Origin of the sequence: Pseudomonas sp. CBS (assembly GCF_024734645.1) — a bacterium.
In the GTDB taxonomy this organism is placed as follows: domain Bacteria; phylum Pseudomonadota; class Gammaproteobacteria; order Pseudomonadales; family Pseudomonadaceae; genus Aquipseudomonas.
The window spans coordinates 2,572,456-2,595,227 of the sequence record NZ_CP102929.1 but is presented as its reverse complement, the minus strand read 5'-3'; the positions used below and the strand labels follow the sequence as shown (position 1 = coordinate 2,595,227).

General features: G+C 61.1%; 26 protein-coding genes. 24 read left to right on the top strand and 2 right to left on the bottom strand.

Annotated elements, in window-relative coordinates:
- Window positions 1–445 precede the first annotated feature (445 nt).
- Genes rluC through NVB75_RS11590 form a run of 3 tightly spaced genes read left to right on the top strand, consistent with a single transcriptional unit; the run spans window position 446 to window position 3,068 of the window.
- Complete coding sequence (rluC, locus tag NVB75_RS11600) at window positions 446–1,405, top strand: 23S rRNA pseudouridine(955/2504/2580) synthase RluC (protein ID WP_063027926.1); 960 nt, start codon at window positions 446–448, stop codon at window positions 1,403–1,405.
- A complete protein-coding gene (locus tag NVB75_RS11595) occupies window positions 1,392–2,054 on the top strand; it encodes an HAD-IA family hydrolase (RefSeq protein ID WP_258347218.1) in 663 nt (220 codons plus the stop codon). The genes rluC and NVB75_RS11595 overlap by 14 nt, the downstream gene beginning before the upstream one ends.
- Window positions 2,055–2,075: 21 nt before the next feature.
- A complete protein-coding gene (locus tag NVB75_RS11590) occupies window positions 2,076–3,068 on the top strand; it encodes a S49 family peptidase (protein ID WP_258347217.1) in 993 nt (330 codons plus the stop codon).
- Window positions 3,069–3,197: 129 nt separating this feature from the next.
- Here NVB75_RS11590 and NVB75_RS11585 read toward each other — a convergent pair whose 3' ends face one another.
- Window positions 3,198–3,776, bottom strand: coding sequence for a nucleoside triphosphate pyrophosphatase (locus tag NVB75_RS11585; protein ID WP_258347216.1), 579 nt, complete (start codon window positions 3,774–3,776; stop codon window positions 3,198–3,200).
- A 105-nt stretch (window positions 3,777–3,881) separates the two neighbouring features.
- Between NVB75_RS11585 and NVB75_RS11580 the strand changes: the two genes are divergently transcribed.
- From NVB75_RS11580 to NVB75_RS11480, 21 genes are all read left to right on the top strand, one after another.
- Window positions 3,882–4,409, top strand: coding sequence for a YceD family protein (locus NVB75_RS11580; RefSeq protein WP_017475815.1), 528 nt, complete (start codon window positions 3,882–3,884; stop codon window positions 4,407–4,409).
- Between the two features lie 13 nt (window positions 4,410–4,422).
- A complete protein-coding gene (gene rpmF / locus NVB75_RS11575; RefSeq protein ID WP_004371305.1) occupies window positions 4,423–4,605 on the top strand; it encodes a 50S ribosomal protein L32 in 183 nt (60 codons plus the stop codon).
- 4 nt (window positions 4,606–4,609) lie between these two features.
- Window positions 4,610–5,620: a phosphate acyltransferase PlsX gene (gene plsX, locus NVB75_RS11570; RefSeq protein WP_258347215.1), complete on the top strand. Its 1,011-nt coding sequence runs from the start codon at window positions 4,610–4,612 to the stop codon at window positions 5,618–5,620.
- Between the two features lie 126 nt (window positions 5,621–5,746).
- Entirely contained in the window at window positions 5,747–6,685 is a 939-nt protein-coding gene (fabD, locus tag NVB75_RS11565) for an ACP S-malonyltransferase (RefSeq protein ID WP_258347214.1), read from the top strand.
- Between the two features lie 31 nt (window positions 6,686–6,716).
- Window positions 6,717–7,460 (top strand): 3-oxoacyl-ACP reductase FabG, encoded by a 744-nt coding sequence (gene fabG, locus NVB75_RS11560; protein ID WP_177025745.1) that lies wholly within the window; start codon window positions 6,717–6,719, stop codon window positions 7,458–7,460.
- Between the two features lie 192 nt (window positions 7,461–7,652).
- Complete coding sequence (gene acpP / locus NVB75_RS11555) at window positions 7,653–7,889, top strand: acyl carrier protein (RefSeq protein ID WP_010165887.1); 237 nt, start codon at window positions 7,653–7,655, stop codon at window positions 7,887–7,889.
- Between the two features lie 110 nt (window positions 7,890–7,999).
- Window positions 8,000–9,244, top strand: a complete 1,245-nt coding sequence (gene fabF / locus NVB75_RS11550; RefSeq protein WP_258347213.1) for a beta-ketoacyl-ACP synthase II — start codon at window positions 8,000–8,002, stop codon at window positions 9,242–9,244.
- Window positions 9,244–10,059, top strand: coding sequence for an aminodeoxychorismate lyase (gene pabC / locus NVB75_RS11545; RefSeq protein WP_258347212.1), 816 nt, complete (start codon window positions 9,244–9,246; stop codon window positions 10,057–10,059). The genes fabF and pabC overlap by 1 nt, the downstream gene beginning before the upstream one ends.
- A gap of 1 nt (window position 10,060) precedes the next feature.
- Entirely contained in the window at window positions 10,061–11,191 is a 1,131-nt protein-coding gene (gene mltG / locus NVB75_RS11540; RefSeq protein ID WP_258347211.1) for an endolytic transglycosylase MltG, read from the top strand.
- Window positions 11,192–11,210: 19 nt separating this feature from the next.
- Complete coding sequence (gene tmk, locus NVB75_RS11535; RefSeq protein WP_258347210.1) at window positions 11,211–11,843, top strand: dTMP kinase; 633 nt, start codon at window positions 11,211–11,213, stop codon at window positions 11,841–11,843.
- Window positions 11,836–12,825, top strand: coding sequence for a DNA polymerase III subunit delta' (locus NVB75_RS11530; protein WP_017475807.1), 990 nt, complete (start codon window positions 11,836–11,838; stop codon window positions 12,823–12,825). The genes tmk and NVB75_RS11530 overlap by 8 nt, the downstream gene beginning before the upstream one ends.
- A 63-nt stretch (window positions 12,826–12,888) precedes the next feature.
- Complete coding sequence (locus NVB75_RS11525) at window positions 12,889–13,674, top strand: TatD family hydrolase (RefSeq protein WP_017475806.1); 786 nt, start codon at window positions 12,889–12,891, stop codon at window positions 13,672–13,674.
- Window positions 13,675–14,111: 437 nt separating this feature from the next.
- Window positions 14,112–14,765 (top strand): TetR/AcrR family transcriptional regulator, encoded by a 654-nt coding sequence (locus tag NVB75_RS11520; protein WP_004371278.1) that lies wholly within the window; start codon window positions 14,112–14,114, stop codon window positions 14,763–14,765.
- A 139-nt stretch (window positions 14,766–14,904) separates the two neighbouring features.
- Window positions 14,905–15,873, top strand: coding sequence for a GTP 3',8-cyclase MoaA (locus tag NVB75_RS11515; protein WP_258347208.1), 969 nt, complete (start codon window positions 14,905–14,907; stop codon window positions 15,871–15,873).
- A 75-nt stretch (window positions 15,874–15,948) separates the two neighbouring features.
- Window positions 15,949–16,554, top strand: a complete 606-nt coding sequence (locus tag NVB75_RS11510) for a DUF4823 domain-containing protein (protein ID WP_063027950.1) — start codon at window positions 15,949–15,951, stop codon at window positions 16,552–16,554.
- Between the two features lie 17 nt (window positions 16,555–16,571).
- On the top strand, window positions 16,572–17,132 hold the full coding sequence (locus tag NVB75_RS11505; RefSeq protein ID WP_258347207.1) for a DUF1285 domain-containing protein: 561 nt from the start codon (window positions 16,572–16,574) through the stop codon (window positions 17,130–17,132).
- Between the two features lie 70 nt (window positions 17,133–17,202).
- Window positions 17,203–17,916: a GntR family transcriptional regulator gene (locus NVB75_RS11500; RefSeq protein ID WP_258347206.1), complete on the top strand. Its 714-nt coding sequence runs from the start codon at window positions 17,203–17,205 to the stop codon at window positions 17,914–17,916.
- Window positions 17,913–18,914 carry an ADP-ribosylglycohydrolase family protein gene (locus NVB75_RS11495; protein ID WP_258347205.1) on the top strand — a complete coding sequence of 334 codons (1,002 nt, stop codon included), beginning with the start codon at window positions 17,913–17,915 and terminating at the stop codon, window positions 18,912–18,914. The genes NVB75_RS11500 and NVB75_RS11495 overlap by 4 nt, the downstream gene beginning before the upstream one ends.
- Window positions 18,915–19,112: 198 nt before the next feature.
- Window positions 19,113–20,579, top strand: a complete 1,467-nt coding sequence (locus NVB75_RS11490) for a cytosine permease (protein WP_063027958.1) — start codon at window positions 19,113–19,115, stop codon at window positions 20,577–20,579.
- Window positions 20,572–21,492: a PfkB family carbohydrate kinase gene (locus tag NVB75_RS11485; protein WP_258347204.1), complete on the top strand. Its 921-nt coding sequence runs from the start codon at window positions 20,572–20,574 to the stop codon at window positions 21,490–21,492. Before NVB75_RS11490 ends, NVB75_RS11485 begins: the two co-directional genes overlap by 8 nt.
- A 38-nt stretch (window positions 21,493–21,530) precedes the next feature.
- Window positions 21,531–22,259, top strand: coding sequence for a class I SAM-dependent methyltransferase (locus NVB75_RS11480; protein ID WP_258347203.1), 729 nt, complete (start codon window positions 21,531–21,533; stop codon window positions 22,257–22,259).
- A 129-nt stretch (window positions 22,260–22,388) separates the two neighbouring features.
- Here NVB75_RS11480 and NVB75_RS11475 read toward each other — a convergent pair whose 3' ends face one another.
- Window positions 22,389–22,769, bottom strand: coding sequence for a Rho termination factor N-terminal domain-containing protein (locus NVB75_RS11475; protein WP_258347202.1), 381 nt, complete (start codon window positions 22,767–22,769; stop codon window positions 22,389–22,391).
- Window positions 22,770–22,772 lie beyond the last annotated feature (3 nt).

Genomic DNA, 22,772 nt, shown 5'->3' with positions numbered 1-22,772 from the left:
GCTGCCGCGCGCAGAATCCGCAGCGGGTTGGCATTTACCGTGTTCTCCAATGGGGAGAACACGCTCATGGCTAAACAAGACCGGGTGTGGGCGACTGTGCTCTCACTCAGCTCGTAACAGGCGTTGTTTCCGAAGCATTCGCCGTGGTCTGGCTCAAGACTGACTGCACTTTGTGAACTGGCCGTAAATATCGGCGCAAAAGGCGAGTAATCACTCTGCTTTTTGCACTCGCTTCAGGCCTCATGTCACCTGCGCTTGTTACAATCTCGAGCCTTCCAAGGTGGCGAAAGCCCCGTAGGACGGCCTCGCGTCCTGATGAATTGCGATGGTCAGGGCCGGCAGTTTGCCGCTAGTCCTCTGTCCAGGCCGCTTTTGGCGGCGTTCGCGACTATAGCAGCAATGATTAAGTGCTTCAATTCCATAAAAAATTGTTATCATCGCCGCCATGACGACTACCGCCCCCCAGACCCCCAGCGTCCAGCTGCTCGAGGTCTCGCCGGAATATGCCGGCCAACGCATCGACAACTTTCTTCTTGCCAGGCTCAAAGGCGTGCCCAAGACCTTGATTTACCGCATTTTGCGTAAAGGCGAAGTGCGCGTGAACAAGGGCCGGATCAAGCCCGAGTACAAGCTGCAGGCGGGCGATATCGTCCGTGTGCCGCCGGTGCGGGTGCCTGAGCGGGACGAGCCGGTCCCTCTGGCTCAAGGCCTGTTGCAGCGCCTCGAAGCGTCGATTGTCTTTGAAGACAACAAGCTGATCGTGATCAACAAGCCTTGCGGTATCGCCGTTCATGGTGGCAGTGGCCTGAACTACGGGGTGATTGAAGCCTTTCGTCAGTTGCGCCCGGATGCCAAGGAGCTGGAGCTGGTCCACCGTCTGGACCGTGACACCTCCGGCCTGCTGATGATTGCCAAAAAACGCAGCATGTTGCGTCACCTGCATGCCGCCCTGCGCGGTGATGGCGTGGACAAGCGCTACATGGCCCTGGTGCGTGGCAACTGGGCAACCTCGATCAAGAGCGTCCGCGCGCCGTTGCAGAAGAGCAATCTGCGCTCCGGCGAACGTATGGTTGAGGTGGACGAGGAGGGCAAGGAGGCGCTGACCCTGTTCAAGGTGCTGCGTCGCTTTGGTGACTTTGCCACCATGGTCGAGGCCAAGCCTGTGACTGGCCGTACCCACCAGATTCGTGTGCATACCCTGCACGCTGGCCACTGCATCGCCGGCGATACCAAATACGGCGACGAGGATTTCTCCAAGGAAATCCGCGACCTGGGCGGCAAACGCCTGTTCCTGCACGCCTACATGCTCACCGTGCCGCTGCCGGATGGCGGCGAATTGAAGCTGCAGGCGCCTGTCGATGAGATGTGGGCCAAGACCGTGGAGCGCCTGAGTGTCGCACCTTGACTACAAGCTGCTGATCTTTGATTGGGATGGCACGCTGTGTAACTCCATTGGTCGGATTGTTGACTCGATGCACGCCGCGTCGACCCGAGCCGGCTATGCGTTGTGCGACGACTTGGCGGTCAAGGGCATTATCGGCCTGGGCCTGCCGGAAGCGATCCGTACCCTGTATCCGGAGATTGGCGATGACGAGTTGATAGCGTTTCGTCAGCACTACGCCGATCACTACATGGCGCTTGATGCCCAGCCATCGCCGCTGTTTGAAGGGGTGGCACAGGCCATGGAAGCGTTTCGTGCCGACGGCTATCACCTCGCGGTGGCGACCGGCAAGGCCCGTCGCGGCCTGGACCGGGTGCTCAAAGCCCACGGTTGGGAAAATTATTTCGACGCCACCCGTGCGGCGGATGAAACCGCCAGCAAACCCCATCCTCTGATGCTCGAGCAGATTCTCGCTCAATGTGGTGTGTCGCCTCGGCAAGCGTTGATGGTGGGTGATGCGTCGTTCGATCTGATGATGGCGCGCAATGCTGGCATGGACTCTGTGGCGGTCAGCTACGGCGCCCAGTCTGCCGAGGCGTTGCAAGCGTACGAGCCGAGACTGACGATTGACCGTTTTTCTGAACTGCAGGCCTGGCTCAGCCGGGCCCATTAAGTCTTTGCTGGGGTAGATGGCATGACCGATGAGTGGAAGGCGCCTGAAAAGGCTAATGCCGATAACAATGGCGATGACAGAAGCTGGAAGTTGCTGGAGAAGACCCTGCTGGCCAGTGTCCAGGAGCAGCGTCGCTCCCGGCGTTGGGGGATCTTTTTCAAGCTCCTGACCTTTATTTATCTGCTGGGTATGCTGGCGCTGTTCAGTCCGCTGATGGACATGGAGAAGAGCGCCACCCGAAGCGGTAACTACACGGCATTGATCGAAGTGCGCGGAGTGATTGCCGACAAGGAGTCTGCCAGTGCCGACAATATTGTCAGCAGCCTGCGGGCGGCCTTCGAGGATTCCAAGGTCAAGGCTGTGATTCTGCGCATTAACAGCCCGGGCGGCAGTCCGGTGCAATCGGGTTATGTGTATGACGAGATTCGTCGTCTGCGCGCGTTGCACCCGGACATCAAGCTCTATGCTGTGATTTCCGACCTGGGGGCCTCGGGTGCCTATTACATCGCCAGCGCTGCCGACCAGATCTATGCCGACAAGGCCAGTCTGGTGGGTTCCATTGGTGTGACGGCGGCCGGTTACGGCTTTGTCGGCACCATGGAGAAACTTGGGGTTGAGCGGCGTACCTACACATCTGGCGAGCACAAGTCGTTCCTGGATCCATTCCAGCCGCAAAAGGCTGACGAGACCCAGTTCTGGCAGGGCGTGCTCGATACCACTCATCGGCAGTTTATTGCCAGCGTCAAGCAAGGGCGCGGTGACCGGCTCAAGGATAAAGAACATCCGGAGCTGTTCTCCGGCTTGGTCTGGTCCGGTGAGCAAGCACTGCCGCTGGGCTTGATCGACGGCCTGGGCAGTGCCAGTTCGGTGGCGCGGGATGTGATTGGCGAGAAAGAACTGGTGGATTTCACTGTTCAGGAATCGCCGTTTGACCGCTTCTCGAAGAAGCTCGGCGCCAGTGTGGCTGAGCAGTTGGCGATGTGGATGGGCTTCCAGGGGCCGACTCTGCGCTGAGACCTTGAGCGCGACATGGCTCAACGTGTGGGAGCTGGCTTGCCTGCGATAGCATCACCTCGGTGCAACTGATGTACCGAGGTGTCTGCATCGCAGGCAGGCCAGCTCCCACATTTGTTTGTGGTGTTCTCAGGGAATCTGCACGCCTTCGGCCAGCAGCATGTCCACCAGTCGGATCAATGGCAGGCCGACCAGGCTGGTAGCGTCCGGTCCTTCAGTGCTTTGAAACAGGCTCACCCCCAGGCCTTCGGCCTTGAAGCTGCCAGCGCAGTCGTAGGGCTGCTCGATGCGCAAGTAGCGTTCGATGCGTGCCGTGTCCAGCGTGCGCATATGTACGGTGAAGGTGATGCAGTCGACCTGGCAGTGGCCGGTGGTGCTGTTCAGCACGGCCAGGCCGGTGAGGAAGCTGACCCGCTTGCCACTGGCCGCCAGCAGTTGCTCGCGGGCCTTCTCGAAGGTGTGGGGCTTGCCGATGATCTGGCCGTCGAGCGCTGCGACCTGGTCCGAGCCGATAATCAGATGCCCTGGATGACTGCCGGCGAGGGCGCGAGCCTTTTCTTCGGCGAGGCGCTTCACCAGTTCCACGGCAGACTCGTCCGGGCGGTGGCTTTCGTCGATATCCGGCGAACTGCAGATGAACGGCAGGTGCAGGCGGTTCAGCAATTCCCGGCGATAAACCGAGCTGGAAGCGAGTAATAAAGGCAGCATGGGCGTCTCCTCAAGGCAGTCGCGGATTCTAGCGGGGAGGCCCGGTGACGGACAGGGCTGAATTTCCTTTGACATGGCTGGGTGCATCCCTATAATGCTGCGCCTATGTTGAATGACCCGATTCCACCTCACGTTGACCCGCGCAAATTGGCTGATCGTGGCACTACCCTTCAAGGTGAAGTGCTGCTGGCCGATTTGGAGAGACTCTGCGACCCGCTTTCCGACACTGTCGGTACGGTGCAGGCTAAATTCGTTTTTGAACGAGATGAACGTAAGTCTGTGGTAATCCACAGCTTTATCGACACCGAAGTCAAAATGGTTTGCCAGCGTTGTCTTGAGCTGGTCACCCTGCCGATCCACAGCGAATGCAGTTATGCTGTGGTGAAAGAGGGTGCGAATACCCAGTCGTTGCCGAAAGGTTATGACGTGCTGGAACTGGGCGAAGATCCTTTGGATCTGCAGTCACTGATCGAGGAGGAGCTTTTGCTCGCCTTGCCCATTGTGCCTGCTCATCATCCGGAAGAATGCCAGCAGCCGGCGGGTCTCGATGAGCCCGAACCGAGCGAGGACGAGGTAACGCGGTCCAACCCGTTCAGTGTATTGGCGCAGTTAAAGCGTGACCCAAACGTTTAGGAGTTAATCAATTATGGCTGTTCAGCAGAACAAAAAATCCCGCTCTGCCCGTGACATGCGTCGTTCCCACGACGCCCTGACGGCGAGCACTCTGTCTGTAGAAAAAACCACCGGTGAAGTTCACCTGCGTCACCACGTATCGCCAGAAGGCGTATACCGTGGCCGTAAAGTGATCGACAAGGGCGCTGACGAGTAATCACTTGTCTGCTCAAGTCATCGCGATTGACGCAATGGGCGGGGACTTCGGTCCCCGCAGCATTGTTCAGGCCTGCATTGCTTGCCTGTCTGCCACGCCCTCGCTGCACCTGACCCTCGTCGGTCAACCCTCCTTACTTGAAGAACTGATTGCCAGCCATCCGGCTGTGGATCGCACGCGCCTGACTATTACGCCGGCCAGCGAAACCATCACCATGGATGAAAAGCCTGCACAGGCGTTGCGCGGCAAGCCTGATTCTTCGATGCGGGTGGCCCTGGAGCTGGTGCGTGACGGCAAGGCCCAGGCCTGTGTCAGTGCCGGCAATACCGGGGCGTTGATGGCGTTGTCCCGGCATGTGCTGAAGACCCTGCCGGGCATTGATCGGCCGGCGATGGTCGCGGCGATCCCGACCCAGCAAGGCTATTGCCAGTTGCTGGACCTGGGGGCAAACGTCGATTGCAGTGCCGAGCATCTGCTGCACTTTGCGTTGATGGGCTCGGTGGCGGCCGAAGCGCTGGGCGTGGCCCGGCCTCGGGTGGCATTGCTGAATATCGGCACCGAGGACATCAAGGGTAATCAGCAGGTCAAGCTGGCGGCGACGCTGTTGCAAAGCGCGCGAGGCTTGAACTACATCGGCTTTGTCGAAGGTGACGGGTTGTACCGCGGCGAAGCGGATGTGGTGGTGTGCGACGGGTTTGTCGGCAATATCCTGCTCAAATCCAGCGAAGGCCTGGCGACGATGATTGCTGCGCGCATCGAGGCCTTGTTCAAGCGCAACCTCGCGTCACGTGTGGTGGGCGCCCTGGCGCTGCCCTTGATGCGGCGCCTGCAGGCGGACCTGGCACCGGCGCGGCACAATGGCGCGAGTTTCCTGGGGTTGCAGGGCATCGTGGTGAAAAGTCACGGCTCGGCGGGGGTGCAGGGTTTTCAAAGTGCCATCCAGCGCGCCTTGATCGAGATCCAGGAAAACCTGCCGCAACGCTTGCACGGCCGCCTTGAGGATCTGTTGCCTTAGGCGAATCGGGCCGGAAATGCTTAAATGTGACCGGCCAGTTCAATTGACCATCCAATCTGTCAGTTTCTTGCGCTCCCACCTGTGGGGCGTCAATTTCCGACGACCAGATCATTAGGGGCTTGTTACATGTCTACATCCCTCGCATTCGTCTTTCCAGGGCAGGGTTCGCAGTCCCTCGGCATGTTGGCCGAGCTGGGCGCGGAACATCCGCTGGTCCTGGAAACTTTCAAGGAAGCTTCCGATGCCCTGGGTTACGACCTGTGGGCACTGACCCAGCAAGGGCCGGAAGCGCTGCTCAACCAAACCGACAAGACCCAACCGGCCATCCTGACCGCCTCCATCGCCCTGTGGCGCCTGTGGTTGGCTGAAGGTGGTGCGCGCCCGGCTTACGTTGCCGGTCATAGCCTGGGCGAATACAGCGCCCTGGTGGCCGCTGGCAGCCTGACCCTCGGTGAAGCAGTCAAGTTGGTCGAGCGTCGTGGCCAGCTGATGCAGGAAGCCGTTCCGGCCGGGCAGGGTGGCATGGCCGCCATTCTCGGCCTGGAAGATGCTGACGTGATTGCTGCCTGTGCCGAAGCGGCCCAGGGCGAAGTGGTCAGCGCGGTGAACTTCAACTCCCCTGGCCAGGTGGTGATCGCTGGTGCCAAGGCCGCAGTAGAGCGCGCCATTGAAGGCTGCAAGGCCCGTGGCGCCAAGCGTGCATTGCCGCTGCCGGTCAGCGTGCCGTCCCACTGCGAGCTGATGCGCCCGGCTGCCGAGCGTTTTGCCGAGTCGATCGCTGCGATCAACTGGCAGGCGCCTCAGATTCCGCTGGTACAGAACGTCAGCGCCGCAGTTGCTCCCGACCTGGAAACCCTCAAGCGCGACCTGCTGGAGCAGTTGTACAAGCCGGTTCGCTGGGTTGAGTCGGTGCAGACCCTGGCTGCCAACGGCGTCACCCAATTGGTAGAGTGCGGCCCGGGCAAAGTCCTGGCTGGCCTGAACAAGCGTTGCGCCGAGGGCGTGTCGACTTCCAACCTCAATACTCCGGATGCCTTTGCTGCTGCTCGCGCAGCCCTGGCCTGACCTTTAATTTCCGAACCTAGGAGAAGCCTGCATGAGTCTGCAAGGTAAAGTTGCACTGGTCACCGGCGCTAGCCGTGGCATTGGCCAGGCGATCGCCCTGGAGCTGGGCCGTCTGGGCGCTGTGGTCATCGGTACCGCAACCTCCGCCGCCGGCGCCGAGCGTATTGCCGCGACGTTGAAGGAAAACGGCGTTCAGGGCACCGGCCTTGAACTGAACGTGACCAGCGATGAGTCCGTGGCTGCCGTCCTGGCTGAAATCACGGCGAAATTCGGTGCACCGGCTATTCTGGTGAACAATGCCGGTATCACCCGCGATAACCTGATGATGCGCATGAAAGACGACGAGTGGCATGACGTCGTTGATACCAACCTGAACAGTCTATTTCGCCTGTCCAAGGGTGTTTTGCGTGGCATGACCAAGGCTCGTTGGGGTCGAATTATCAATATTGGCTCTGTTGTGGGTGCCATGGGCAACGCAGGCCAAGTAAACTACGCAGCCGCCAAGGCCGGTCTGGAAGGTTTCAGCCGTGCACTGGCGCGTGAAGTGGGCTCGCGGTCGATTACGGTCAACTCGGTGGCTCCAGGGTTCATCGATACCGATATGACCCGCGAATTGCCTGAAGCGCAGCGTGAAGCGCTGCTGACGCAGATTCCGCTGGGCCGTCTGGGCCAGGCTCAAGAGATCGCGAATGTGGTCACTTTCCTGGCATCCGACGGTGCGGCATACGTGACTGGGGCTACAATCCCGGTGAACGGCGGGATGTACATGAGTTAAATTGTGACGGATCGCTTCAAAAAAATGTCATACGAGCTGTCTAAAATCCGTTATAAAGCTGCAATCTATTTATAGGCAGATGGCCAATAGGGTACGAGGGTGAAGCTTTCAGTTGAAAAGCTGAAAAGTCTTTCTATACACTTACCCACTGGCCAGCTGCCTGAATTTGTCCATTAGGAGTGAAAACACGGTATGAGCACCATCGAAGAGCGCGTCAAGAAAATCGTTGCTGAGCAACTGGGCGTTAAAGAAGAAGAAGTGACCAACACTGCTTCCTTCGTTGAAGACCTGGGTGCCGACTCCCTTGACACCGTTGAGCTGGTGATGGCTCTGGAAGAGGAATTCGAGACCGAAATCCCGGACGAAGAAGCTGAAAAAATCACTACCGTTCAAGCTGCCATCGACTACGTTACTAGCCACCAGGCGTAATAGTTTGTAATCGTCGCTTGCTGTGATGGAAAAACCGCACTGCCCTACGGCGTGCGGTTTTTTCCTTTAAGCCTGATGCAAAGTGTCGTCATTAGAAAAAGGAGAGTGCTGTGTCGCGTAGACGCGTCGTAGTCACCGGTATGGGTATGTTGTCGCCACTGGGTACGGATGTGCCGAGCAGTTGGCAGGGCATTCTGGCTGGCCGCAGTGGTATTGGTCTGATCGAACACACGGACCTTTCTGCCTATTCCACCCGTTTTGGCGGCTCGGTAAAGGACTTTAATGTCGAGGAATATCTCTCGGTCAAAGAGTCCCGCAAACTCGACCTGTTCATTCAATACGGCCTGGCAGCCGGTTTTCAGGCGGTGCGTAATGCCGGCCTGGAAGTCACCGACGCCAACCGTGAGCGCATCGGCGTGGCCATGGGTTCGGGTATTGGCGGTCTGACCAATATCGAAGAAACCAGCCGCACGTTGCACGAGTCCGGTCCCCGCCGAATTTCACCGTTCTTCGTGCCTGGCTCGATCATCAATATGATTTCCGGTTTCCTGTCCATCCACTTGGGGGCCCAGGGACCTAACTACGCCATCTCCACGGCGTGCACCACCGGCACTCACTGCATCGGCATGGCGGCGCGCAATATCGCCTACGACGAAGCCGACGTGATGATCGCTGGCGGCGCCGAAATGGCTGCCTGCGGCCTGGGCATGGGGGGCTTCGGCGCGTCCCGTGCACTGTCGACCCGCAATGACGAGCCGACCCGTGCCAGCCGTCCATGGGACAAGGGCCGTGATGGCTTTGTACTGGCCGACGGTGCCGGTGCGCTGGTCCTCGAAGAGCTGGAGCACGCGAAGGCCCGTGGCGCCACCATCTACGCCGAGCTGATTGGCTTCGGCATGAGCGGTGATGCGTACCACATGACCTCGCCGCCGGCTGACGGTGCAGGGGCTGCGCGCTGCATTACCAATGCGTTGCGTGATGCCAAGGTCAATGCTGACCAGGTGCAGTACATCAACGCCCACGGCACTTCGACGCCGACGGGCGACCTGGCGGAAGCCGAAGCCATCAAGTCGGTGTTCGGCGAGCACGCCTACAAGCTGGCGGTCAGCTCCACCAAGTCCATGACCGGCCACCTGTTGGGTGCGGCGGGCGCGGTCGAGGCGATCTTCAGCGTGCTGGCCATCAAGGATCAGGTCGCACCGCCGACCATCAACCTCGATGAGCCGGATGAGGGCTGCGACCTGAACTTCGTACCGCATGAAGCGCAGAAGATGCCGATCGACGTAGTGTTGTCCAACTCGTTCGGTTTTGGTGGTACCAACGGTTCCCTGGTGTTCCGCCGGTTCGCCGAGTGATGGAAAGCTGGGTTGACGGTCAGCCGGCGGGCACAGTGCCCCTGAAAGACCGTGGCCTGGCGTACGGTGATGGACTGTTCGAGACCATTGCCGTCAAGGCCGGGCAGCCTGTGTTGCTCGACCGCCACCTGCAGCGCCTCGATGAGGGTTGCAGGCGGTTGGCGATTGTTGCGGATCAGCCGTTGATCCGCAGCGAATTGCTGGCCTATGCCACCGCCTTGGGCGAGGGTGTACTCAAATTGATCCTGACCCGTGGCGACAGCCAGCGCGGTTACGGCATCAGCGTCGGCGCTCCCCCGCGACGCATTCTGCAAGGCAGTCCACCTGCCACTTATCCCCCGGAACATGCAGCGTCAGGCATTCGCCTGTTTGCGTGTACCACCCGTTTGTCCGAGCAACCTTTGCTTGCCGGCCTCAAGCACCTCAATCGCCTGGAACAGGTATTCGCCCGCGCCGAGTGGCAGGATGCCGATCACGCCGAAGGTTTGATGCTGGATATGTCCGGTCGAGTCATCGAAGGCGTGTTCAGCAACCTGTTCCTGGTGTGTGACGGCGTGTTGCTGACCGCTGATCTGAAACGCTGCGGCGTCGCCGGCGTCATGCGGGCCGAGGTGTTGGCCCAGGCGCAGGCGTTGGGCATTCCGACCAGCGTGGCCGATATCCGCCTTGAACAGCTGCACCGGGCCGACGAAGTCTTTGTGTGCAACAGCGTATATGGCATTTGGCCGGTGCGCGGATGTGCTGCGATGAGCTGGTCGGTTGGGCCGCTCACCCGTAAACTGCAGGGCATTGTTCGCGCACTATTGGATATTTGATTTGAGACGTAAATTTGTATTGTTGCTGGAGATCGGTCTGGTCCTGGCGGGTTTGCTGCTGGGCGCTTCGGCCTGGAAGCTGAACTCGGCCCTTGAGCAGCCCCTGAATCTGACCCAGGAGCAATTGCTGGACGTACCGGCCGGCGCGACGCCCACCGGCACCTTCAATCGTCTGGAAAACGACGGCGTGCTCAAGGATGCGTTCTGGTTGCGTCTTTACTGGCGCTTCAACCTCGACGGCCAACCGCTGCACAGCGGCGAATACCGCATGACCCCGGGCCTCACCGCCGAGGGCCTGATCGGTTTGTGGCAGCGTGGCGAAGTGGTGCAGTACAGCATCACGCTGGTGGAAGGCTGGAACTTCCGCCAAGTGCGCGCCGCCCTGGCCAAGCATGAAAAGATCGAGCAAACCTTGTCGGGCCTGAGTGACAGTGAGCTGATGGAAAAACTCGGCCACCCTGGTGTCTTCCCTGAAGGCCGCTTTTTCCCCGACACCTACCGCTTCGTGCGTGGCATGAGCGACGTCGAATTGCTGAAAAAGTCCTACAACCGCTTGGACGATGTCCTTGCCCAGGAATGGAGCAAGCGCGCGGCCGATGCGCCGTACACTGACCCCTATCAAGCGCTGATCATGGCCTCGCTGGTGGAGAAAGAAACCGGCGTGCCGGAAGAGCGCGGCCAGATCGCCGGGGTGTTCGTGCGACGCATGAAGATCGGCATGCTGCTGCAAACCGACCCGACGGTGATCTACGGCCTCGGCGAGCGCTACACCGGCAAGCTGACCCGAGCGCACCTCAAGGAAGCCACGCCCTACAACACCTACGTGATCGCCGGCCTGCCGCCGACGCCGATTGCCATGGTCGGACGTGAGGCGATTCATGCCGCGCTGAACCCGGTGGCCGGTAGCAGCCTGTATTTTGTTGCCCGAGGCGACGGCAGCCATATTTTCTCGGATAACCTGGATGCGCATAACGCTGCGGTGCGTGAGTTTCAGATGAAGCGTCGTGCCGATTACCGGTCCAGCCCGGCACCCGCGCCCGCACCGGCGGTAAAACCCGAAGACGCACCGGTTGATACGCCCGCCGAGCCGTCTCCCGCACCCGATGACACCGCGCCGCAAAGCTCGCAATGACTCTGACTAAGGACTGCCTGTGACTGGCTTGTTTATTACCCTGGAAGGCCCGGAAGGCGCCGGCAAAAGCACCAACCGCGAATACCTGGCCGAGCGTCTGCGCGCCGAAGGTATCGAGGTGCTGCTGACCCGCGAGCCCGGCGGCACGCCGCTGGCCGAGCGCATCCGTGAAGTGCTGCTGACCCCGGGCGACGAACAGATGAACCCCGACACCGAGCTGCTGCTGGTGTTTGCCGCGCGCGCCCAGCACCTGGCCGAAGTCATTCGCCCGGCCCTGGCCCGTGGCGCGGTGGTGATTTGCGACCGGTTCACCGACTCCACCTATGCCTATCAGGGCGGCGGTCGTGGCTTGTCCCTTGAGCGCATTGCGACGCTGGAAACCTTCGTCCAGGGCGATTTGCGGCCCGACCTGACCCTGGTGTTCGATCTCCCGGTGGAAGTCGGCATGGCCCGTGCCACCGCCCGGGGTCGCCTCGATCGTTTCGAACTGGAAACCCGAGTCTTTTTTGAAGCTGTGCGCAGCGCGTTCCTCAAGCGCGCCGAAGCCGACCCCGCCCGTTACTACCTGTTGGACGCCGCACAACCGCTGACTCAGGTTCAGCAGTGTATCGACGACCTGTTGCCGAAGCTTGTGGAGCGTGTCCGTGGCTGAAGCCTATCCGTGGCAGGACAGCCTCTGGCAGCAATTGGCGGGCCGTGCCCAGCACGCCCACGCCTACCTGCTACACGGCCCAGCGGGCATCGGCAAGCGCGCCCTGGCCGAGCGGTTGATGGCCAGCTTGTTATGCCAGCGGCCCAACGGCCTGGAAGCCTGTGGGGAATGTAAATCCTGCATGCTGCTCAAGGCCGGCAGCCACCCCGACAACTACCTGCTGGAACCGGAAGAAGCCGACAAGGCAATCAAAGTCGACCAGGTGCGTGATCTGGTCAGCTTCGTGGTGCAGACCGCGCAGATGGGCGGGCGCAAAGTGGTGCTGATCGAGCCGGTGGAATCGATGAACATCAACGCGGCCAACGCTTTGCTCAAGAGCCTGGAAGAACCTTCCGGCGATACCGTGTTGCTGCTGGTCAGCCACCAGTCCAGCCGCCTGCTGCCGACCATCCGCAGCCGCTGCGTGCAACAGGCCTGCCCGTTGCCGAGCGAAGCCATGAGCCTGCAATGGCTGGCCCAGGCACTGCCGGAGTGTGGCGAGGCAGAGCGCGTCGAGTTGCTGACCCTGGCGGCCGGCTCGCCCTTGGCGGCGGTCAAACTCCAGGCCCAGGGCGTGCGGGAACAGCGCGCGTTGGTGGTGGATGGCGTGAAGAAGCTGCTCAAGCAGGAACTGTCTGCCACGCAACTGGCCGAAAGCGCCTGGAAAGACATTCCCTTGCTGCTGCTGTTCGACTGGTTCTGCGACTGGTCGAGCCTGATCCTGCGCTACCAGCTGACCCAGGACGAAAACGGCCTGGGCCTGGCGGACATGCGCAAGGTGGTGCAATACCTCGCGCAGAAAAGTGCCCAGGACAAGGTCCTGAACATTCAGGACTGGATCCTCGCCCAACGCCAGAAGGTCCTGGGCAAGGCCAACCTCAACCGCGTGCTGTTGCTTGAGGCCTTGCTGGTGCAATGGGTCGGCTTGCTCGGCCGGCGTTAATTTCAGTGGCCGACGGGTGTATCGTTGGCCAGACACTTTCCGTGACTCAAGTTGTAGATCCCTATGCTCGTAGATTCCCATTGCCACCTTGATCGCCTCGACCTGGCCCAGCACGGCGGCTCCCTCGACGCCGCCCTCGAAGCTGCGCGCCAGCGCGGGGTAGGGCACTTCCTGTGCATCGGCGTCAGCGCGGAAAACGCCGCCGACGTTAAAGCCCTGGCCGATCGTTATGCCGACGTCGATTGCTCGGTGGGCATTCACCCGCTGGACCTGAAGCCCGGCGAAGCCCCGGCCCTTGACTGGCTGCTCGGCGAACTCAATCACCCACGCGTGGTGGCCATCGGCGAGACCGGCCTGGATTACCACTACGAACCGGAAGCCGCCGAGTTGCAGCAGGCGTCGTTCCGTCTGCACCTGCAAGCCGCCCAGCAGACTGGCAAACCCGTGATCGTCCACACCCGTGGCGCCCGTGCCGACACCCTGACCCTGCTGCGCGAGGCCGCGCTGCCCCAGGCCGGTGTGCTGCATTGCTTCACTGAAGACTGGGACATGGCCAAGGCCGCTCTCGACCTCGGCTTCTACATTTCCTTGTCGGGCATCGTGACCTTCCGCAACGCCGACGCCCTGCGGGATGTCGCGCGCCAGGTACCGGCAGACCGCCTGCTGGTGGAAACCGATTCGCCGTACCTGGCACCCATCCCTCATCGCGGCAAACCCAACCTGCCGGAATACGTACGGGATGTGGCGGATTACCTGGCGATGCTGCGGGGCGAGTCCTACGAGCGCTTCGCCGAACAGACCACCGAGAACTTCAAGCGTCTGTTCCCGCTGGCCCACGTCGGCCACTGAATCGCAGGCAAAAAAAACCCGGGTTCTGGGGGGTGAATCCGGGTTAAGACCATTAGGAGTAAAACAAGGGTACGCAGTCCGTCGGTACCCAGGTCGACGCGTCACTTGGGGGAGATGCCACGCCGACAGTTCAAGTATTGATCAGTATCCGATTCAGTCCAGCCGCATCTGATCGTTTTTTAAACAGATTTGGAATACGCCCGCTTCGGTTGAGTTCTCATGGGTTGCGATGCACGGGTGGCAATCACCTGTTTTATTTCTGACTCAAATCGGTTGATTCGTTGGCGCGCTGTAAGTTAAGTGCAAAGGTTGTTCATATAGGCGTTGCCCAACGACCGTTCAGTCGGGATAATCCCGCGCACCGGGTAAAACGTTCCGACAAGCACGGCTTGGGGCACGCCACCCTCCCAATATCCACCTCTGCAGACCTTTTTCTTATGCACAAAGAACCCCGCAAGGTCCGTGAGTTTCGCCGCCGCGAGCAGGAAATTCTCGACACCGCACTCAAGCTGTTCCTCGACCAGGGTGAAGACAGCGTCACCGTCGAGATGATTGCGGATGCCGTGGGTATCGGCAAAGGCACCATCTACAAGCACTTCAAGTCCAAGGCCGAGATCTACCTGCGCCTGATGCTCGACTACGAGCGCGACCTGAACGAGCTGCTGCACTCGGCCGATGTCGACAAGGACAAGGAAGCGCTGTCCCGCGCCTACTTCGAGTTCCGCATGCGTGACCCGCAGCGCTACCGCCTGTTTGATCGCCTGGAAGAGAAAGTGGTGAAAGGCCATCAGGTGCCGGAAATGGTCGAGGAGCTGCACAAGATCCGCGCCTCAAACTTCGAGCGCCTGACCCTGCTCATCAAGGGCCGCATCAGCGAAGGCAAGCTCGAAGACGTGCCGCCGTATTTCCACTACTGCGCCGCCTGGGCGTTGGTGCACGGCGCCGTGGCGCTGTACCACTCACCGTTCTGGAGCAATGTGCTGGAAGACCAGGAAGGTTTCTTCCAATTCCTGATGGACATCGGCGTGCGCATGGGCAACAAGCGCAAGCACAGCACCGATTTGCCGAACGCTGAAACGCCGGCCACTTGAATCATTCGCCAGCGTGATGGCGATATGATTTCCTGCCCAGCGCAGTAACCCAGGAATATACTCAGGCAAGGACCTTGCTAAAACTTGATTTTTCAGTCAGGTTTTGGCGTGCCCGAATTATCCTCTGCCGGAGTGATCCATGATCGTTGATCGTCAAGGCAGGCGATTCCGCAATTTGCGGATCAGCCTGACCTCAGCCTGCAATTACGCCTGTACCTACTGCGTGCCCAACGGCAAGCGGCTGGTGGCTGCGCAGGACGAACTGTCGGCCGAGGCAATGGCTCGTGGCGTCGAGTACCTGATCGAGGCTGCTGGCATTGAACGCCTGCGCATTACCGGTGGTGAACCATTGGTCAGTCCCAAGCTGGAAGCCTTCATGGGCGCAGTGGGGCAGATGGGCCTCAGTGACATCAGCCTGACCACCAACGGCCAACTGCTGGCGCGCAAACTGCCGCTGCTGGTGGAGGCAGGCATTCGCCGGATCAACGTCTCCCTCGATACCCTGGACGCCGACGCCTTCCGCAGCATCGCTCGCGGTGGCGACCTGGCCACCGTGCTTGATGGCATGGACCAGGCCAGCGCCGCGGGAATCAAGATCAAGGTCAACATGGTGCCGTTGCGCGGCCAGAACCTCGACCAGGTGATGCCGCTGCTCGACTACTGCCTGGAGCGTGGCTACGAGCTGCGCTTTATCGAATTGATGCGCATGGGCCACCTGGCCAACGATTCCAACGCGTTCCTGCAGCAATTCGTCAGCCTCCAGCAACTGCTCAGCCTGATCGGCGAACAGCACGAATACCTGCAAGCCAACGCTCCGGTGGACGCCACTGCCGTGCGCTACGAAGTGCCCGGCAAAGGCTTCTTCGGTGTCATCGCCAATGAAAGTGTGCCGTTCTGCCGGACCTGCTCGCGTCTGCGCCTGTCGTCCACCGGCTGGCTGCATGGCTGCCTGTCGTCGAGCAACCGCCACTACGTCGGCGACCTGCTGGACAAACCCCGCCACCAGGCTCTGCCGGCCTTGCAGCGCTTGTTGGTCAAGGCCTTGGGCGACAAGCAGGAAGTGGCATTCTCCGGCGGCGCCACCATCATGAAGATCATCGGCGGCTAGTCCCGCAAGCTGGCGCAAAATCTGCATCTCGTGCCCATTCGCCGGTTTTCCGTCACCGGCCTTTGGAGAATTAGGATGCGTAGTCTGGTTTTGGTGCTGGCGTCACTCGCGCTGGGTGGCTGCATGACCGTCAGTGATATGGCCGAAGGCACGCGCTATCAGATGAGCGATGCCGGGCTGCTGGACCATAGCGATACCCGACGCGTCAATTCGGTCCGCATACAGCCGGACTCCTTCGTCTTCATCGCCCAGGGCGCCTTCACCCCGCCGGGCAGCGCCTATCCACGGCCTAACGTAGTGGCCGAGGAAGCCTTCAACGGCTTTGTCGAATACTTCCCGATGGTCCGCCGCGCCCGCAAACCCGAAGGCCTGGAACAGGCGATGTCTGAAGCCCGCGCGGCCGGTGCGCATTACCTGCTGTACTGCCGCTTTGCCCAGGCGGATGACCGGATCGGCAACGCCGATGAATGGTCTGACCAGGAGGCGGTGGATCGCCTGGGTATCGACACCGGCACCATTCAGGTCATGTTGATCGAGACCAGCACCCAGTATTTGATTGATACTGTGCGGATTCACAGCCGTGGCGGTTTACTGACGTTCCACGACAACAAGCCTGATGATCTGATCGGCAAGCCCCTGGCGCACTACGCGCGCAGCCTGTTGGGCATGAGCGATCAGTAAGACACAAGGAGTACAGCATGACCGATTCGGCCAAGGCCAATGACCTGTTGGCGCAATTGCCCAAGGGCAAGGGACCTGCACCGGTGCATCTGTGGAATCCGGCGTTTTGCGGCGATATCGACATGCGCATTGCCCGCGACGGTACCTGGTTCTATATGGGCACGCCGATTGGCCGCAAGCCGATGGTCAAGCTGTTCTCCAATATCATCCGCCGCGATGGCGATGATTACTTCCTGATCACCCCGGTGGAAAAGGTCGGGATCAAGGTCGATGACGCGCCCTTTGTCGCCGTCACCCTGGAAGTCGAAGGGCAGGGCGAAAGCCAGGTGCTGCGCTTTACCACCAATGTCGATGAACAGGTCGAGGCCGGTATCGAACATCCACTGCGGGTGGTGATTGACCCGCAAACCCAGGAACCTTCGCCATACCTGCGGGTGCGCACCAACCTTGAAGCCCTGGTCCACCGCAATGCGTTCTATCAGTTGGTGGAGTTGGCGGTGACCCGTCCGATCAACGGTAAGAACTGGCTTGGCGTCTGGAGCGGCGGGGTGTTTTTCCCCATCGGCCTGGAGCCTTGAGGCTGATTTCTCCTTTCCCCTGAAATAATTCGCTTGCTGTAGCCGGGCGCTTTCGGTTATCAATTTGTACATGATTAGACATGTCCGATTTGATAAGAAAAAACGCGTCGTCGACGAGCTCATCCGCCGTATCGAGGGCGGAGTGATGGCTGACGGTGTCCTGTTGCCGGGCGAGCACCAGCTGGCCGAAGAGTTTTCCGTCAGCCGCGGCACCCTGCGTGAGGCCCTGGCCGAGCTCAAGCGCCGCAGCTACATCGCCACCCAAAGCGGTGTGGGCTCCATCGTCACCTTCGACGGCATGGTGCTCGACCAGCGCAGCGGCTGGGCCCAGGCCCTCGCCGACACCGGCGCCGTGGTCACCTCCGAAATCCTGCGTCTGGAAGCGGTCACCCGCCAGGATCTGCTCAGCCGTCACGGCAGTGACCAATTTATCGCCCTCGATCGCCGCCGTCGCGCCGCCGACGGCACGTTCGTGTCCCTGGAGCGCTCGCTGATGCCGGCCTCCGGTGGCCTCGAAAGCCTGCCGCAAGTCGGCCTGATCGATAACTCCCTGACCATCACCCTGGCCGCCTATGGCTATGTCGGCGCTACCGGCAACCAATGGATCGGTGCCGAGCCATTGAACGAAGAAGACGCCCAGTTGCTGGGTCGCCCGGTGGGCACAGTGTTCCTCAAGGCTCTGCGCACCACCTACGACCGGCAAGACCGCTTCATGGAATCCGTCGAAAGCCTGCTCGACCCTCTGCACTTTCGCCTGCACCTTCAATTTGGAACACCGACATGACCGCCACCACCCGCGCTCTCGGCGCCTTCTACGGCCTGGCCCTGGGCGATGCGTTGGGCATGCCCACCCAGTCCCTGAGCCGCGAGCAGGTCAAGGCGCGTTTCGGCGCGATCACCGCCCTGGAAGATGCCGACGCCGATCAGCCGATCGCGCCGAACATGCCCAAGGGCTCGATCACCGATGATACCGAACAGGCGATTCTCGTCGGCCAGTTGCTGGTAGACGGCCAAGGCAAGATCGAACCCACCGAGCTGGCCCGGCGCCTGATCGACTGGGAAGCGGTGATGCGCGCCAAGGGTTCCCAGGATTTGCTGGGCCCGTCGACCAAGCGGGCGATCGACATGATCCTGGCAGGCCATACTCCGGAAGAATCCGGGCGCTTCGGCACCACCAACGGCGCCGCCATGCGCATCACCCCTGTGGGCATCGCGGCGAACGTCAACGACCCTGCGCGGTTTATCCAGGCGGTGATCCAGGCATGCCAGGTCACCCACAACACCAACCTCGGCATCTCCAGCGCGGCAGCCGTGGCGGCGGTGGTTTCCGCCGGGATCAACGGTGTCGACCTGGGCGAAGCGCTGAACATCGGCACCCAGATCGCCCAGCAGGCGGAAAACCATGGCCACTGGATTGCCGGTGGGCGCATCGCCACCCGCATCAGTTGGGCGCGCACCTTGAGCGTCGACAGCGGCGACAAGGCGCTGTTTACCGACCTGCTCTATGAATTGATCGGCACCTCTGTGGCGTCCCAGGAATCGGTGGTGGTGTCGTTTGCCCTCGCGCAGCAAGTTGCGGTGGGTGAAGTGAACGCCTTCGAAGCCTTATGCATGGCCGCCAGTCTTGGTGGCGACACCGACACCATCGCCGCGATTCTCGGCGCGATGCTCGGTGCATGCCTGGGGATGCAGTGCTGGCCTGAGGCGATGATCGAGCAGGTCAAGCAGGTGAACGGCCTGGACCTGGAACCCTTGGTCCAAGGCCTGCTCGATCTGCGCTGAGCACCGCAGATCAAAAAATGTGGGAGCGGGCTTGCTCGCGAAAGCGGTGCATCAGTGACACATGCGTTGCCTGACACACCGCTTTCGCGAGCAAGCCAGCTCCCACATTGATCCAGTCGAGTCAGGAAGACCGGAACACAGATTCAACTTGCCAACCTGCCACAACCACAAAAAAACAGGCATCAGGAGCACCCCACCATGAGTACGTCCTCTTCCGGCCAAAGCGCCGGGCAATTGGAAACACGCGGCATCGAGCCGGTCCCGGAAGGCGAGTGCAACGGCCATCCGCTGCAACTGTTCTGGGTCTGGTTTGCGGCCAACATCAGCATCCTCGGCTTGCCCTTGGGCGCAACCCTCGTGGCGTTTCGCGGCCTGGCGATCTGGCAGGCGATCATCGTCGCAATCCTCGGTGCCGCCGGTTCGTTTGCGGTGGTCGGTATCATCTCCATCGCCGGCCGTCGTGGCCGTGCGCCGAGCCTGACTCTGTCCCGGGCGATCTTCGGCGTGCGCGGCAATATCGGCCCGACCCTGGTGTCACTGATGTCGCGCCTGGGCTGGGAAACCGTCAACACCACCACGGCGGCGTTTGTGTTGCTGTCGTTGTGCTCGATCCTGTTCAACTCGCCGGTTGCCGCCAAAAGCGCGCCGGTACTGACCCTGTTGTTCATCGGCATCTTCGTGCTGCTGACCCTCGCCGTATCGGGCCTGGGCCACGCCACCTTGCTGGTGATCCAGAAGTGGGCCACCTACGTGTTCGGCGCGCTGAATATCCTGGTGGGCGGTTTCCTCTGCGCCACCATCGACTGGAGCGCGGTGTTCAATGCCACGCCTGCGCCGTTGAGCGCGATGATCATTGGCATCGGCACTATGGCGGCCGGTACGGGTATCGGCTGGGCCAACGCCGGTGCCGACATGTCGCGCTACCAGCACCGCAGCGTCAAGGCCGTGCGCCTGGTGGCCTCTGCCGCCTTCGGTGCGGGGATTCCGCTGGTGCTGTTGATCACCCTCGGCGGCTTGCTGTCGGTGGGCAACAATGACCTGGCGTCGGCCACTGACCCGATCATTGCAATCCGCGACATGCTGCCGACCTGGATGGCCGTGCCGTACCTGATCACCGCGTTTGGCGGGCTGTTGCTGTCGAATAACCTGTCGGTGTACTCGGCGGGCCTCACCACCTTGACCCTCGGCTTGAAGGTCAAGCGCGTACACGCGGTGATCGTCGACATCGTTGCGATCTTCGCCGGTTCGATCTACTTCATGCTGATCGCCGACAGTTTCTATGGTCCGTTCATCACCTTCATCTCGCTGCTGGCGGTGCCAATCACCGCTTGGGTCGGGATCTTTGTGGTCGACCTGATCCATCGCCATTACTACAGCCCCAAAGACCTGCTGGACGTAACGCCAAGCAGCGCCTACTGGTACCGCGGCGGGGTTGAATGGCGTGCGTTCGGCGCCTGGGCGATTGCGATTGTGCTGGGTTTCAGCTTCACCACCATCGGCACCACGGCCGAAAATATCTGGTTCGCTGGGCCGCTGTCCGATTCGTGGCTGGGCCATAACGGCCTGGGCTGGATCGTCACCTTCCTGGTGGCCGGCGGGATTTACGCGGTACTGGGTGGCGCGGCTGATCGTCGCCCGGCTTTGGTAGAGAGCGCTAATGTCTAGATTGCTGCACAGCGGCCAGGTCATCGTCGACCTGGTCATGTCCCTCGACACATTGCCCGCCACCGGCGGCGATGTATTGGCCAGCTCCGCCAGCTTCGAAGCCGGCGGCGGCTTCAACGTGATGGCCGCCGCCCGGCGCAACGGCTTGCCGGTGGTCTATCTGGGCCGCCATGGCACCGGCCGCTTCGGCGAGCTGGCACGTGCGGCAATGCAAGCCGAAGGCATTGAAATGGCCCTGGCTGCCAGCGACGACAAGGACACCGGCCTGTGTGTGTCCCTGACCGAAGCCACCACCGAGCGCACTTTCATCTCCCATATCGGCGCCGAAGGTGATTTGCTCGCGCAAGACCTGGCCAATGCGGTACCACGCGACGACGACTATGTGTACGTCAGCGGCTACAGCCTGCTGCTGGAAGGCAAGGCGCAAGCGTTGCTCGATTGGCTGTTGGCGTTGCCGCGCGAGATCACGGTGGTGTTCGATCCGGGTCCGCTGGTGAAGGCACCGGACTCGGCCTTGATGGTCGCCCTGTTGCCGCGTATCGACATCTGGACCAGCAACGGTCCGGAAGCGCTGGCCTTCACCGGCGCGAGCGATCTGGCGGGGGCATTGCTCAAGCTCAACGAGCACCTGCCCGCCGACTCCTTGCTGGTGGTGCGCGATGGGCCGAATGGCTGTTGGGTCGGCCGTAATGGCCAGGCCGAACATGTGCCGGGATTCAAGGTCAAGGCGGTGGACAGCAACGGTGCGGGTGATGCTCACGCCGGAGTGTTTATCGCCGGGCTGGCCAATGGCTTGGCGCCAGCTGTCGCGGCACGTCGCGCGAATGCGGCGGCGGCATTGGCGGTCACGCGCTGGGGGCCGGCCACCTCACCGGGCACGGCTGAAGTGGATGCGTTGTTGAGCGGAGGCTGATTCGGCAGAATAGTCGCCATTCAGCACGGAGCAGCGTCATGACCCAGAACATCTACGACACCGAGGTTTTCTTCGAGGGCTACAGCAAAATGGGCCGCTCGGTAGAAGGCCTCGCCGGCGCTCCGGAGTGGCCGGCTTTGCAAGCCATGCTACCGCCGGTGCCGGGGTTGAAAGTGGTGGACCTGGGTTGCGGCTACGGCTGGTTCAGTCGCTGGGCCCAGGAGCAGGGCGCCGAACAGGTGCTGGGGCTGGATGTCTCGCAAAAGATGCTGGCGCGGGCGAAGGAGATGACGTCCTCTTCGGCCATCACCTACGGCATCGCCGACCTGGAAAAACTCGACCTTCCGGATGCCGCTTTCGACCTGGCCTACAGCTCATTGGCGTTTCATTACATCGTCGATCTGAAAGGCCTGTTCGCGCGCATCCATCAAGCGCTGGTCCCGGGCGGGCGGTTGGTGTTTTCCATCGAACACCCGATCTTCATGGCACCCCGGCAACCGGGCTGGCTGATTGATGAGCAAGGGCGCAAGAGCTGGCCGGTGGACAGCTATCAGTTGGAAGGGCCACGGGTGACAAACTGGTTGGCGGAGGGTGTGATCAAGCAACATCGCACCGTGGGCACGTTGCTGACGCTGTTGATCCAGGCGGGGTTCACCCTGAGCCATGTCGACGAGTGGGGCCCCAGCGAAGCGGACCTCAAGGCCCGTCCCGCACTGGCAGAAGAGCTTGAGCGCCCAATGATGCTACTGGTGGCCGCCCACCGCTGATCCTGAGGTTGAAAAACCGATCAAAAAATGTGGGAGCGGGCTTGCTCGCGAATGCGGTGGGTCAGCCAATAAATCTGGCCCTGATACACCGCCTTCGCGAGCAAGCCCGCTCCCACATTTTGATCCGCGTTAACCGGCCTTTTTCAGCGCCTCAATCAATTCATCCTTGCGCATGGTCGAGCGGCCGGGAATGTCCCTGGCGCGCGCTTCATTCAGCAAGCTTTCCTTGGTCTGTGTACTCAGCGAAACCCTGCTGTTACGCGGATGCCCTTCACGACTGGCCGCAGCCCGCTTGGCCGACTCATGCCGGTCCTGGGACTTCTTCGCTGGGGCCTTGCGCTGGCCTGAACCGCCAGCCTTTTCGCCGCCACCGGACTGCTTGTTGACGGTGGCCCAGGCCCGGGCCTCGGCTTCTTCTTTCGACAAGCCCTGGTGCTCATAACTCGCTTCGATATGAGCGGCCTTGCGTTTCTGTTCGGTGGTGTATTTGGCTTTGCTTCCACGAGGCATTGC